At 48.7% G+C, this 14,107-nt stretch carries 14 protein-coding genes; 7 read left to right on the top strand and 7 right to left on the bottom strand.

From position 1 onward, the window contains the following. Positions 1-421: 421 nt before the first annotated feature. The 3 genes from purQ to WCK19_RS17175 are packed head-to-tail and all read left to right on the top strand — an operon-like array spanning position 422 to position 2,304. Positions 422-1,201: a phosphoribosylformylglycinamidine synthase I gene (gene purQ, locus WCK19_RS17165; RefSeq protein WP_342398627.1), complete on the top strand. Its 780-nt coding sequence runs from the start codon at positions 422-424 to the stop codon at positions 1,199-1,201. Between the two features lie 48 nt (positions 1,202-1,249). Further along, positions 1,250-1,561, top strand: a complete 312-nt coding sequence (locus tag WCK19_RS17170) for an XdhC family protein (RefSeq protein ID WP_341467616.1) — start codon at positions 1,250-1,252, stop codon at positions 1,559-1,561. Between the two features lie 5 nt (positions 1,562-1,566). Further along, positions 1,567-2,304 carry an XdhC/CoxI family protein gene (locus WCK19_RS17175; protein ID WP_342398628.1) on the top strand — a complete coding sequence of 246 codons (738 nt, stop codon included), beginning with the start codon at positions 1,567-1,569 and terminating at the stop codon, positions 2,302-2,304. 60 nt (positions 2,305-2,364) lie between these two features. Here WCK19_RS17175 and WCK19_RS17180 read toward each other — a convergent pair whose 3' ends face one another. From WCK19_RS17180 to WCK19_RS17190, 3 genes are all read right to left on the bottom strand, one after another. Next, positions 2,365-2,700, bottom strand: a complete 336-nt coding sequence (locus WCK19_RS17180) for an STAS domain-containing protein (protein ID WP_342398629.1) — start codon at positions 2,698-2,700, stop codon at positions 2,365-2,367. Between the two features lie 3 nt (positions 2,701-2,703). Then, positions 2,704-3,639, bottom strand: a complete 936-nt coding sequence (locus WCK19_RS17185) for a hypothetical protein (protein ID WP_342398630.1) — start codon at positions 3,637-3,639, stop codon at positions 2,704-2,706. A gap of 63 nt (positions 3,640-3,702) precedes the next feature. Further along, entirely contained in the window at positions 3,703-5,157 is a 1,455-nt protein-coding gene (locus WCK19_RS17190; RefSeq protein WP_342398631.1) for a hypothetical protein, read from the bottom strand. A gap of 160 nt (positions 5,158-5,317) precedes the next feature. On the opposite strand from WCK19_RS17190, the gene WCK19_RS17195 reads away from it, so the two are divergent. Then, a complete protein-coding gene (locus tag WCK19_RS17195) occupies positions 5,318-5,956 on the top strand; it encodes a deoxynucleoside kinase (protein ID WP_342398632.1) in 639 nt (212 codons plus the stop codon). A gap of 64 nt (positions 5,957-6,020) precedes the next feature. Here WCK19_RS17195 and WCK19_RS17200 read toward each other — a convergent pair whose 3' ends face one another. From WCK19_RS17200 to WCK19_RS17215, 4 genes are all read right to left on the bottom strand, one after another. Continuing rightward, on the bottom strand, positions 6,021-7,472 hold the full coding sequence (locus WCK19_RS17200; protein WP_342398633.1) for a DUF2079 domain-containing protein: 1,452 nt from the start codon (positions 7,470-7,472) through the stop codon (positions 6,021-6,023). 113 nt (positions 7,473-7,585) lie between these two features. Continuing rightward, positions 7,586-8,740 (bottom strand): acyl-CoA dehydrogenase family protein, encoded by a 1,155-nt coding sequence (locus WCK19_RS17205; protein WP_342398634.1) that lies wholly within the window; start codon positions 8,738-8,740, stop codon positions 7,586-7,588. 11 nt (positions 8,741-8,751) lie between these two features. Beyond that, the gene (locus WCK19_RS17210; RefSeq protein WP_342398635.1) at positions 8,752-9,528 is read right to left on the bottom strand and encodes an enoyl-CoA hydratase-related protein; all 777 of its coding nucleotides are present in this window, start codon (positions 9,526-9,528) and stop codon (positions 8,752-8,754) included. A 39-nt stretch (positions 9,529-9,567) separates the two neighbouring features. Next, positions 9,568-10,464, bottom strand: coding sequence for a 3-hydroxyacyl-CoA dehydrogenase family protein (locus WCK19_RS17215; protein ID WP_342398636.1), 897 nt, complete (start codon positions 10,462-10,464; stop codon positions 9,568-9,570). Positions 10,465-10,709: 245 nt separating this feature from the next. Between WCK19_RS17215 and WCK19_RS17220 the strand changes: the two genes are divergently transcribed. The 3 genes from WCK19_RS17220 to mutL form a co-directional block, all read left to right on the top strand. Beyond that, the gene (locus WCK19_RS17220) at positions 10,710-11,177 is read left to right on the top strand and encodes a hypothetical protein (RefSeq protein WP_342398637.1); all 468 of its coding nucleotides are present in this window, start codon (positions 10,710-10,712) and stop codon (positions 11,175-11,177) included. Positions 11,178-11,227: 50 nt separating this feature from the next. Next, entirely contained in the window at positions 11,228-13,705 is a 2,478-nt protein-coding gene (locus WCK19_RS17225; RefSeq protein WP_342398638.1) for an alpha-L-rhamnosidase C-terminal domain-containing protein, read from the top strand. Positions 13,706-13,752: 47 nt separating this feature from the next. Continuing rightward, positions 13,753-14,107 (top strand): DNA mismatch repair endonuclease MutL (gene mutL / locus WCK19_RS17230; protein ID WP_342398639.1); only part of this gene is annotated, 355 nt, incomplete at its 3' end.

The raw sequence follows: 14,107 nt of genomic DNA on the forward strand, positions 1-14,107 counted from the left end.
TATTGTTTAGACCCCTCCCTTGTTGCTTCTTAGCTTGATGCCTATGGGGCGGTTCGTGAACCGCCCTTCTTTTATTGCCACATCACCAACAAAAAACGCCACCAAACGAGGGTGCATCGCGATGCGCCCCTACAAAATCACCTAGCACCCTTGTCCAAACCCCTTTGAGAACCGTTTTATAGAGGACAATTCCTTTCTTGCAACAGCCCTGCGTCCCTTTTCTAAGTTGGCAGCATTTTAGAAGCCGAATCCCCTCGATTTAAACCTTTGCTTAAAGCTTTCGGTAGCGCTATCAGAGCAAATGAGGGCGTTGCAAAAAAGAGGAAACCGCCTTGAAAGCTGTTTTCTGTTATAATCAATCCCGAATATTGCTGAGTTTTTAAGAATTTAGAGGGTAAATTCGCTTACTGAGGAGAGAAACGTGCAATCCCAAAAAGTTCGGGTCTTGGTTTTACGTACCGCTGGAATTAACTGCGATCAGGAAATGGTGGATGCTTGGCACAAAGTAGGCGCACAGGTTGACCTGAAACATATTAATGAGATTGCCGGAAAAGATTCGACTAAAAGCCTAGAACGATACCAGATAATGGCTATACCGGGCGGTTTTTCCTACGGGGATGATTTGGGAGCCGGTAAGCTAATGGCAAACGAGCTGATGTTTCGAATGAGAGAAGCCTTTTTATCATTCGTTGAAGCTGGCAAGCCTTTGATTGGTATCTGTAACGGGTTTCAGGTTCTGGCAAAAGCTGGCTTGTTTGGCGATATTACGCTGACCAATAACGCTTCCGGCAAATTTGAATGCCGTTGGGTACATCTAAAGGTTGAACCCGATAGCAATTGCATCTTCACCAAAGGACTGGACAAGCTATACTTGCCGGTAGCACATGGTGAAGGGCGCGTAGTGGTAAAAGATTCTTCAACTCTTTCGGAAATTGAGAAGAACGGGCAGGTTGCCCTGCGCTATACCAATGAATTTGGTAATGCGCCGGAATATCCCGATAACCCGAACGGTTCGGTAGCACATATCGCGGGAACCAGCAATAGCAAAGGCACTGTTTTTGGCTTGATGCCGCACCCGGAACGGTTTATTTCTCCGCTCAATCACCCGCGCTGGACTCGTATTAAAGGCAGTGAGGGCGAAATCCAAGAGGGAGATGGCGCGAAAATATTCCGTAACGCAATTGAATACGTTGCCGGATAAAGGCTGCGCCCCGTTTTTCAGTGAAGAAGTAAAAGAGGTAGTAAAGCAATGCAAGATATACTCAAAACCATAGAAGAATGGCGCGAAGCGGGCGAAGATATTGCCCTCGCTACAGTGGTAAAAACCACCGGACCCGCCCCGCGCTTTGAAGGCTCCAAAATGGCAATCACCCGAAGCGGCAAATTGGTCGGTTCGGTTAGCGGCGGTTGCGTGGAAGGGGCGGTTTTTGAAGAAGCCCAGAAAGTGCTAAAATCCCGCAAACCCAAATTGCTGAAGTACGGTATCAGCAAGGAAACGGCGTGGGATGTGGGGCTTGCATGCGGCGGTGGAATTGAAGTCTATCTTACGCCGCTGGAGTAAACGCAATGTCTTTCTACCAGAAAATACGCGACCATATTCAGCGTGAGGAAATGGTCAGTCGCGCTACGGTGGTACATGCTCCCGATGGTACAAATATCGGCGCGGAAATGCTAGTCTATCCTGACGGTATAACCGATGGTTCGCTTGGCAACGCCACCCTTGATGCCGAAACGATTAAAAATGCCGTCTCACTGATGCAGCACACCGGCTCGAAAACTTTCCCAATTACTACCGATTTGGGCGATTTTGAGGTTTTCGTGGATGTCTTTCCACCACCGCCTACTTTGTTGGTTTTTGGAGCGGTGCATATCGCCATTCCGTTGGTAAAAATGGCTAAAGAACTCGGCTTCCGGGTAAAAGTCATTGACGGGCGCGAGAAGTTTCTGACCAAAGAGCGTTTCCCCGAAGCAGATGAGCTTATCTTTGCATGGCCCGATGAAGCGGTCGAGCAACTCAAGATTGACAGTAACACCTATATTGTAATCCTGAGCCATGACGAAAAGTTTGATGAACCAGCGCTGCAATCCACCTTGCCCAGTCAGGCGCGTTATATCGGAGCAATTGGCAGCCGTACCACCGTTGCCAAGCGGGTTGATAGGCTTAAGAAGCTTGGGCTTACTGAGGAGCAAATATCCAAAATCCACGGACCGGTGGGCATTGAAATCGGCGCGAAAGAACCAGCCGAAATTGCAGTCAGTATTTTAGCCGAGATTATCGGGGTTAAGTACGGGGTGGTTAAATAAGCACTTTCAATTGAGGCGGATTACGAGTTTTAAAAGGGGCAGGGTTTAACTGAACCTTTTTTATAGACCGAGCAACGCTTCGGCTTCCGTCTCGAAAATGGTGAACACTTTATCCAGCGCCATCAGTTCAAAAATCGAGCGCGGACCCGGTTGTAAGCCTATTAAGCGCAAATCGCCGCCCTTTGCTCGTAATTGCTTCATCCCACCCACCAGCGCTGCTACTCCGGCGCTATCAATAAAGTTCACCCGGTGTAAATCTACCAACAGGCTGTTTATACCCCGTTCGCTTTGTTGCTCAAGCGCCTTTGTCAGTTGGTCTGCGCCTTCTTCATCCAACCGCCCCTGCAAAGAAATAATCCCGATTCTAATAATTATCTCGCGCTGTTCAATATACACGCATTATCTCAATTTCAACTCGCGCTTGCGAAGGTCATCCACGCGCTGTTTGACAGCGTTGATATAGCCGTTCACATCGTTATTATCTTCTTGGGGAGCATATACCGGAATGATTTGGTCAAGCGTCCGCGCCCCATTGTCACTGTATTGTTTTAGGAGACGCGCCCAATCCACCACGCCTTCAGTCCAGTTTGCATATAGCCGAAACGAGCCGTTTGTGCTAGTCTGATAACAATTATAACCGGGAGTACAACGGATATTACCCACCGAATGGGTTATTGCTGCCACACCTTGATTACCGCCGGAAGATTCGTGTTCAAAAAAAGCCAGCATTAGAGCCGGGTCGCAACCTTCTTTCAAACAGGCATCATACATCTGGTCTGCTTCAGATAATGCTGGGCTGTTCATTTCTTTGAGAAAAGCTTTGAAATTTGTACGGGTAACGGTGGGGTCAGCGATGGGGTTATAGCTTCCGGTTGAAACAATAGTTACATCCCCAACTCCGGCGATGCTGACATTACTCTCATTGCTGGTGTAAGGACGCAAAAGCATGTACAATGCCATCAACCCGATAACAAACCCTATCAGTAAAGCAAGGCTAGAAAGAATACCGCGCTCTTGTTTGCTACCGTAGGATAAAGTAGCCAACACCGTTAAATATTGGCGTTGCTGCTGCTGGATAAGTTGCTGGTAAGCTTCTTCAAGGTTAACAACTCGCATCGGCTGTGAAGGTAAATTTAAAACGCGAGTTTTCACCAACGCCGAACCCTGAATCGCTACTCCGTAAGGGCTACCAACTTCATCGAACCAGATTACTTCTCCGCTCCGGGAAATGGCAAAGCACGAAAAAAGCCCTTCACGGCGGTCGCCCTTTTCCAGTTCTTGCAGGATGTCGAGCGCCTTCTCATATTCTTTGTTGGGAATCGGACGTTGCAACATTTTGGCTGTCACACACAGGGCAGGACACGATTATACGTGTCCGGTTTTATTTATAAAATCTTATTACTGGGCAAAAGCTGGAGGGACAGGGATTTGACTGGAGTTAACGCCTTCTGAAAAGTGCTTGCGCCAATACCGATAATACCATTGCAACTCTAGCTCATCGAAAATCTGGTAAATATCCGCTCCAGATGAGGGCATATATTCGTTCCCATGCACATGGGGGAATACGGTTTTTGCCAAATACGCGCCGAACAGCGCCTTTTCTTTGGGGCTAATAGTGCTAAGGAAATCTCCTCCAGTTACGATATGCGACACGGGCGCATTAATCGTTCGGATTTGCTGGGTTGCGGCACTGTTTAGCAAAGTTGGCTGTTTGCCCTGCGACAACTGGTTGTGTTCATCAACGATACCCAGCGCGGAGAGTTCCAACGGGCGGGTCAGATATTTTGGCGCATCCGGTTCGGTAATATCTACAAAGCGGGGCTTGCCATAAGTCTCTAAATTATAGCTAATCATCTCGGCAATTGCGCTGGGTGGTAGTTTCCACAACAACTGGTTTTCGTCCTGTTCAGTTTGCGGCTTCTTAACCGTTCTATCAATGCGGTTTCCTGCCGGCAAACTGCGATTGGTGTTTGAGGCGCGATACCGATTTTGCAACAATGCCATATGTACATCTGGCGGTAGCGCTGCAAAAGTATTGCCGCTGAAATCATACGCCCAAGCATCCCCGCCCAAATCGGGTGGCACAAGCTCAGGATGATTCTGGGAGATTAGGTTGACAACCGAGTCGTGAATCGGTACAAAGCGTTGCGGATTAACTGAAAGTTGCTTCCACACTTTCGCGGTTTTCGAGCGAGCGCTATCTCCCGCGTCAATCAGCATTTCTTCGGCGATAGCGTTCAAGCGTTCTTCCACTTCCCGCCGAATCTCTTCACTGGTACTGGTACGCATTACGGAGGCGCACCGCAATAAAGTCAGAAAGTTAAGTATCGAAAGTAGCAAAATAGTCAGCCCGGTCACTTGATCGCGTGCAAGGTAACGCAAGGCGGAGTCAAGGTTGGTTTGCTCGGTAACGCTCAGAAATAACAGCATGAAGTCAATCGCAATAGAAGGCAGCAGCGTAACTAGCATTATCCACCACCAGATTGACCCCCGCATGAGTCTTACTTTTAGGCGGTCGGGATGGCGTAACCACACTACCTGCGCCATTTCGGCTATAATCAAGCCTTGAATGACGATAGCAATGACAATCACCCCGATTGTGCCGATTATCTGCAAGAATTGTTCGCCTTTTAGCAGATTATCAAAAATCGGGATACTGCGGAGACCTTTCATAGCGATGAACACTGCCACGAAAGCTTGATATGCCAAAGACAGAAGAAGAACAAGACTAAAGTTAAGACCGAGTTTATGCGTGTACATCCACAGCCCACGACGTACCGCGCCCATATCGGAGGCTGGGCGGTCATCCACATCTTTAGGCACGTAAGCAATCACTCGCTGCTCGTTATTCATTTTCTACCTTCTTAAAACCATTATCTAGAAAAGGGTACATTTCGGGTTTTAGAATTGTTATACACAACTTGTCATAATTATAACAAACAAGGAATCTTATGACAAGTTAAGATTTCTATAAATTTATACCTATTTTTTTCAATGGAAGGATTTATCATTCGTGGGTATTTATATTACTTTATGCGGCAACATCGGCGTTGGCAAAACCACCCTTGCTAAAATAATTGCCTCCCGTTGGCGTTGGAAATTATACGAAGAAACGGTTCAAGACCACCCTTATCTGGCAGATTATTATGCCAATCGAACTCGCTGGGCGCTTGGTTCGCAACTGGTTTTCCTTGAACGCACCTTTCGCCAGCAAATAGAGATTACCAGCGGTGACTCTAATGCGGTGCAGGAGCGCAGCGCGGCTGAAAACCTGAAGGTATTCGCCCATAGCCTTAATTCGCAAGGCATTTTGCCCAATCGAGAATTTGCCACCCTCAACGACCTTTACAATATGCTGGAAGGGTTGGTACGCCCTGCCGATTTGCTGGTATATCTACGCGCCAATGAAAACACTTTGATGCAACGTATTGCAAAACGTGGGCGTTCTTTTGAGGCTGCCGGGGTAAATCACGCTTATCTTGCTTCGCTCAACAAAGGTTACGAACGCTTTTATAATGAATACTATGCCGGTCCCAAAATAGATATAGATATGAACCGCTACGATGTTGAAACGCAACCGACCGATGCCGATGAAGTTCTCTGGAAAATTTCGGAAGCGTGCGGCTACGACCCAACCCTAGTATTATTTTAGTACAAGCGTTCGTATTTGTAAAGGGCTTATTTCAAATCTATCAGGGATTATGCAAACAAAGCGTCTATTCTACCAACGCGCTAGGCATAATCTGGCAAAATATATAGTTTTGGTTGCGTTCGTAGATTAACTTGTAATCCGCTCGCTGGCGAAAGCGGTTAACCTCGTCTGCCAGTTGTGATTGCTTTATCGGGTTACGTTCAACTTGAAGTGAAATAATAACATAATCCGTTATCACATCCGGCTGAGACACTTCCGGCGAGAGAAGGGTTGCAATAGTTTCCCGATGCGTAAGATGCGGAACCAAAGAATCGCTGGCTAGTACACTTGCCTCTGGCGGTATCAGGCGCAGAGCTTCCCATACCGAACTCCGGTCTTGGAATAGATAGGCTATATTTGTAACGCCATTCCTGATTAAAGGAGCATAAACAAAAGCATTGAGCAAAAGTATAATTGCCAACCCTAGCTTTAAAAGGGTTTTTGGTAGGTAAAATTTACCCCAACGCCCATTTTGACGCTCATAAGTTGCTAGAGCTAGGATTATCGCATAGGTATAAAAGGGGGTCAGGATTACACTATAGTGGTAATATACCAACCAGCGTAAGGGGGAAGGATTAAGAAACCGCTCAATAACATTCGGTATCAGAATCAAGAGCAAGGTTGGTCGAAAAAAGAGTGCGCCACCACAGGATATAAAGAAAATCAGCCAAAGTTCCCGCTTAGAAGGCTCTCCAAAAAAAGCGTTGAGAAGTTTGCCGGGGTCTTGAAGTGAATTATTTACCACTTCACTCATGCTATGACCCAGTTCGCCGTAATCAGTGTAGTAGTACGGATGACCTGCGACTAAAGGTATAAGCAGATTTAGCTCGATAAAGAATAAACCAAAACCGCCTAAAAATAATCCGGCATGCATGTAACGTTGTCGAGGTTCGTGCCATCTGGTAATTAAAGCATATAAAGCCCAAAAACTGAGATAGACCGGAAAGGTTTCTTTACAAAGTAGCGCCAGCCCCAGAAAAGCTAGGTAGCGGGCGGTATAACGTGCCTCGAAAGCCCAAACCGCCCACATAAAAGCAGCCGCTGCAATGGTATCGGTGTGAAAATCAAAGTCCAGCGCGGATTGAACGCCGAAAAAAAGGGTGAAAAATATAGGCGGATAATTGCAAAGGTTGGTTTTTAGGTATTTTCGGGACAGGTGGTATGCCGGAAAAGCGCCGCTCATTATGGCTAAGACCTGTAATACAAGCAAGGTTTCCGGACCGTTCCAAATCCAATAGAAAGGGGCAGCCAACGCCAACACCAATGTAAAATGATCGCCCAGCAAATTCACCTCTTTTATTGAGGAATAAGGGGCTTCTAGGCGACTGTAGCGCCAAGTTCCCTGATCAAAAATCCCCAAATCATAGGCATGGGTGTCAAATGAATACTGACGTATCAGAACAAGAAATATAAATAAAGCGGTTAAAAAACCTAGCCACCACCAAAGCGCTTTGGATTCCTTTTTGTTAAAAGACAATTTCTAGCTTTCAAAATGAGCCTAAAAATAGAGACAAGGGGTTTATGCCCCTTGCCTGAAACGAAACCCCTATGAGCTTTCTTTGTAAAATATGCAAAACCAAGCTCAGAATGTTAATCGCGCCCGATTAGCTCTTTGGCGATAACGGTACGCTGAATCTGGTTAGTCCCTTCGTAAATTTGCTTGATTTTAGCATCGCGCATCAGCTTTTCAACCGGATAGTCGCGAATATAGCCATACCCGCCGAAGATTTGCACAGCATCCGTGGTAACTTTCATCGCTACATCACTTGCTAGGACTTTCGCCATACTGGCAATTTGGTTTAGAGGCGCACCGCTATCGGCTACTCTGGCGGCTTGCCATGTCAAAGCGCGTGCAGCCGCAATTTGGGTTGCCATATCCGCCAGCATAAAAGCTATAGCCTGATGTTTGGCAATCGGTTGCCCGAAAGTTTTCCGCTCTTTAGCGTATGCCAACGCATAATCAAACGCCGCTTGCGCCACTCCCAAAGCGGTTGCCGCCATAGTCACGCGGGCTTCTTCAAGAGCGCGCATCGCTCCCAAAAAGCCCTTGCCCTCTTCCGAGAAGCGATTCTCAATCGGGACGCGCACATCCTCAAAGATTACATCCCCGGTGTGGGCGCAACGAGTTCCTAACTTCTTCTCTTTTTTGCCCGCGCTCAGACCCGGAGTTCCGGCAGGTACAATGAAAGCGCTAATACCCTTGTGACGTAGGCTGCGGTCGTGGGTAGCAAACACGAAATAAACTTCAGCTATACCGCCGTTAGTGATAAAACATTTGCGCCCGTTAATAACGTACTCGTCACCATCGCGGCGAACACTGGTACGCATATTCGCTACATCGCTACCCGCTTCCGGTTCGGTAAGGCAATAGGCGGCAAGATTGGCTTTAGCGCTATTGGCAATGATTGAAATCCACTTCTTAAGCTGTTCCGGGCTGCCCATTTTCATCATGGGCGTACCGGCAAGGTGAGTCGCTCCGATAATATCGGCTACTCCGGCGCATCCCCACGCTAATTCTTCCAGAATAACGCACTTGGTTGAGATGCTAGTTAGCCCAAGCCCTCCGTACTCTTCTGGATAGGGATAGCCGAAAAATCCGGCTTTGGCAGCTTTGTTAATCAAATCCGTGGGTACCTTCTCAGCTTCATCATACTCTGCTGCAACTGGGCGAATTTCCTTCTCGGCAAACTCTCGCGCCCACGCCTTGATTTCGATTTGGTCTTTGCTTAAATCCACATCAGACATTTTGTTTGCTCCTATTTACCCTTATAATCGGGTTTGCGCTTTTCTACGAAAGCTTTCGCGCCTTCTTTCTGATCTTCGGTAGCGAACAGGTTAGCAAAGGCGAGTCTTTCAATTAGAATCGCGGTATCAATTGGCACGTCTGCCCCTTGATTAATGGCGGCTTTCGCCAGCATTACCCCAATCGGGGGCTTGCTGGATAGTTTCTTTGCCCAAGTTATAGCTTCCTCTCGCAATTGTTCCACCGGGACAATCTTGTTTACCAGACCAATGCGATAAGCTTCCTGCGCGTCAATTTGCTCACCGAGCAGTACCAGTTCTTTAGCTTTGGTCATCCCCACCAAGCGAGTGAGTCGTTGAGTACCGCCCGCGCCGGGAATAACACCGATATTTATTTCGGGTTGTCCAAACTTGGCATTTTCGGCGGCTATCCGAAAATCACAACTCATTGCCAGTTCGCAACCGCCGCCAAGCGCAAAGCCAGAAATTGCCGCGATGGTAGGTTGGGGCATGTTGGCAGTGTAATCCCACATATTGCCCGCGCCAAAGGTTTTGAACATATCAACATTCGTAGCTTCAACAAAACCGCTGATGTCTGCGCCAGCAGCAAATGCCTTTGGACCACCGATGATAATAATCGCCCGGATTTCAGGGTCATTGCGGACGCTAGAAAGCGCGTCCACTACCTCGTTACGCAAGGTTGCATTTATGGCATTAAGCTTGTCTGGGCGATTGAGGGTAATAATAAAGGTATGTTCCTCACGCTCAGTCAGAATTGTCTCGTAAGCCATATTATCCTCCATTAAATATATTTTGCCGGGTCAAACGCCCTACTTGTTATAATCGTAGAAACCGCGTCCTGCTTTGCGCCCAACCCTTCCTTCTTTGACCATTTCTTCGAGGAACGCAGGGGGTTTGAAACGCTCGTCTCCGGTTTCTTTATACCTTTGCAACATCACGAAATTCCAAATATCCAATCCGCTAAAATCCGCCAGTTCAAAAGGTCCCATCGGGTGATTCAAGCCCAATTTCACGGCTTTATCAATGTCCTCGAAAGAGGCATAACCGCCGCCATAGAGACTCATTGCCGCTTCCATCATATGCGAGAGAATATAGTTGACGATGAACCCAAATACTTCTTTTTGCATCAGTACCGGTTCTCGCCCGATGCGGCGGGTCAGTTCCATTGTAACTGCGATAGTCTCATCGCTGGTATCAGGACCTTTGACAACTTCTACCAATTGCATTACCAGCACCGGGTGAAAGAAATGCATGTTGCATGCTTTATCCTTGCGTTGGATTACATCGGCGATTTTGCTAATAACTATGGTGCTGCTATTAGAAGCAAGAATAGTATGGGGCGGACAAATTCTGTCAAGATTCTTGTAAAGCTCGTGTTTGGCTTCCAAATCTTCGAAAATAGCCTCGATTACGAAATCAGCATCACCAGCGGCTTCTTCCAAACTAGTAACTGCTTTAACCCTCGATAAGGCTTCATCGCACTGTTCTTGCGTCAGTTTGCCCTTATTGACTCTGGATTGTAGCAAAGCGCGATTTCCGGCAAGGGCTTTATCCAAAGCAGGGGCGATAGCATCAGTCAACGTTACATCATAACCGTTCAAAGCACACTGCTGGGCAATCTGGGAACCCATTGTACCAGACCCCACCACACAAATCCGACGCACCTGTTCAATTGTCAGGCTGCGTTCATTCTGATTACTTGTCATCTTTGACTCACTTCCTTTTAAAATTTTTTTACCGAAATAAAGGAAACAACCCGCGTAAGCAGGTTTTTCAAGAAGCAACCAACTTCAGAGGCAAATAGATTGTGCAGTAATTCTAACTATGATGAGTATAAGAGACGGAAGCCGCATGGGTCAAGTTGAAAAGGAATCGTAAAAAAATCGCAAGGTAGCATTTAACGGCTCTTTCAGCTAAAATAAGCGTAGTTTTCAAGTAATGGAGGTAGTTTATGCCCGGAAACTTGAGAGGGCAGCTTGAAGAAGCGCGGAGACGGCGCGAAGTGGAACAGCGCGAGTTTGAACGCCAGCAAACGGCTTTGCGCGAGGGCGATATTGCGCGGGGAACGCGTCAACGCATCCTGATAGTGGGTCCATGCGCTTCTGGCAAAAGCTTGCTGGTGGAAGCCTTGCGCCAGCAGGGTTATAACGCCCATTCCGCCGCACAGGAGCATAGCCACGTCAAGGCGATGTGGTTGATGAATAAGCCGAGTCACTTGATTTACCTTGAGGTTGGCATTGAGGCAATCAAACGGCGGCGCAGCATTAGTTGGGGCGCAGAGTTTTTACAGGACGAGAATCTGCGTTTGGCACATGCCCGCGCTCACGCCGATTGCATTATCAATACCAACAACCTGACTCCAGAACAAGTGGCGGCGCACGCTATCACTTTTTTGCGTGAAGCCGGGTTGCGCGAATAATCTCTTAACACCCTAGCAGGGCGCAGATTTTCATCAGGTTATCACCATATATGACACTTCGCTTTTCACTGTTATTGCTATCGTTAATTTTGGCGGGGGCGTTGGTACAAACTGCCCTTCCCTCCTTTGCTGCCGCATCGAATCCCGGTGACGATTGGACGCGCTATGTGGTTGCGCCTCCTGCCCGTGACGTTTTCCCACAGCGTATAGTCAATACTGCTCTCAACGGCGGGACAATAGATACACCGGAAGGGCTATTGCTTCCGGGCGGGGAGGTTGCGACTATCCGGCGCATACCCGGTAGCGACCCACAATTGGCGCTGGATTTTGGCATGGTTATCAGCGGGCGGTTATCGCTACAGGTGGCTGCTTCGAGCGGGGCGGAAGTGCGGGTAGCATTCAGCGAGTCGCTGCGCTTTCTCAACAAAAATACGGATTATAGCTGGAAGGAAAATCACACCTATAGCTGGCAAGCTCCGGCGCAGGGGGGAACGCTGGAAACGGGCGCGGTTTCTTTTCGTTACGTCCTGCTTTTTCTCAATAGCGATGGTTGGGTGAGTGTGGATTACCTAAAGCTACATTTCGATTCGTATTTGGGTACACCTTCTACTTACAAGGGTTGGTTTCTTTCCAGCGATGAACTATTGAATCGAATTTGGTATGCCGGGGCTTATACCGTGAATTTGAACACGCTCGAACCGGAATACCCGAACATAGAGACGGGAGGCGGCGCGTTGCGCGTTTCCAGCCAAAACGGGGAACAGCGTGTATTGTCCAGAACCGGAGCGGATTGGCGCGATTATACCCTTGATATGGAGCTACGCCGTCCCACTGGAGGTTTTGCGGTGGGCTGGATGTTCCGCTCGCCCGATGCCAATAACGGCTATATGTGGCAAATATCGGGTGATAGCGGTGCAACCGTCCTGAAAATGCACGTATTATCCGGCGGTCAATACCGCTTGCTGGAACAAATTCCCTTGCGCTTTGAGGATAATTTCTGGTACACGGTGCGAATAGAATTATCCGGCACGCTCATCCGTACCTTTTTCAACGGGCAACTGGTAAACGAACGATACGATAGCAGCTTTTCAGGGGGGCGCGTGGGTTTCCGGCAGTGCTGCGGCGAGACGGGCGAGTTTAACCGGGTGCAAGTTAGCGCAACCGATGGGCGAACGCTGCTGCTGGATGATTTTAGCGGCGGTTTGGATGCGTGGGATGTGGTGGATACCTCCGGTGTGCTGGTGGATGGTACCAAGCACGACCGGGATATATGGACGGGCGATTTGAGCGTGCAAGGGCGCGTGAGCTACCTGACCCAGAACCGCCCCGGTTCGATGCGGGCTTCGCTTGCACAACTGGCAGCGGTGCAGCGTCCTGACGGTTCGATACCGCCTTCCAGCTATAACGGCTATCAAATTGAACTGTACGATTATAGCGCGTGGTGGGTTTATACGCTTGCCGATTATTATAATTACACCGGAGACCGGGCGTACCTTGCACGCTATTACCCGAATCTAAAGCATCAGATGGAGTGGTTTCCTACTAAAGTCAACCCTTCCGGGTTATTGGTGAAAGACAGGGGCTTGGAATGGTCGTACAGCCTTAACCGGACAGGTGCGGTAACTTATCTGAATATGGTATATTACCGGGCTTTACAAGATGCCGCAAAGCTGGCGGATACGCTTGGACAAAGCGGGGATGCCGCTATCTGGAGAAAGCGCGGCGAGGCTTTGAAGCAAGCGATTAATCAGCATCTGTTCGATAGCAATCGCGGCGTGTACATCAGCGCAGATATAGATTGGGCGCATGTGCCGCAAGATGCGAATGTGCTGGCGGTGTTATTCGGGGTTGCTCCGCCCGAACGGTGGGGCAGTATTCTGAAATATGTGAAGGATACTATGTGGACGACCTACGGCTCAACCACTGTAGATGTTTCCTACGGCTTGAATAATATGCACGACAAGCGCATCTGGCCCTTTATGGGTTATTACGAGGTGGAAGCCCGTTTCGCGGCGGGTGATGAAATTGGCGCGTTGGATTTGTTGCGGCGAGAGTGGGGGCGTATGTTAGAGCAAGACCCAAACTACACTACATGGGAATGGATGACTGCCGATGGTCTGCCGGAAAGCCCCGATGACAGCTTGGCGCATGGTTGGTCGGCGGGAGCAACGGCTGCCCTGACCGAAAATGTGCTAGGGGTGCGGATGACTGCGCCCGGTTACGCCAGTTTCGAGATTGTGCCACATCCGGGGGATTTGCAGTGGGCGCAAGGGAGTGTGCCGACTCCGCATGGCGCAATTGAGGTTAGCTGGCAGCGGCGCGAATCGGGCTTTCAGGTAATTTTGGAAGTGCCGGAAGGAACGCTGGCGCGGCTTGGACTACCTAGTATGGGAAATCCGGCGGTCTTTTCCGCTTCCACTAATGACAACGCTTTTCAGCCCTATAGCCCGGTCTATCCGGTGAGCAAACAGGCGGATGGCTATTTTTACATGGATTTACAACCGGGTAGTTATGTGGTAAACAGTTAATAGAGTATGTTGGTAAATCTGCGGAAACTGCAATTGGAGCATAAGCCATGCCTATAAGGGTATTGCCGCCTGAAATCGCTCAGAAAATCGCGGCGGGTGAGGTAATCGAACGCCCTGCCTCAGTAATCAAGGAACTTGTAGAAAATTCCATAGATGCGGGCGCGAAAAATATCCGGGTGGAAATCAAGAACGGCGGGTTGGCATTGATGCGCGTTTCGGATGACGGTTGCGGCATCCCCTTTGAACAAGTGCCAACCGCTTTTGAGCGTCACGCCACCAGCAAAATTGTAGAACCGGACGACCTCTACCGCCTAACCACGCTCGGTTTTCGGGGCGAGGCATTGCCCAGTATCGCTTCTGTCAGCCAAATGACCCTACTCACCCGCCCCCGCAACACCGAGG

Source organism: Candidatus Chlorohelix sp., assembly GCF_037138995.1.
GTDB lineage: Bacteria > Chloroflexota > Chloroflexia > Chloroheliales > Chloroheliaceae > Chlorohelix.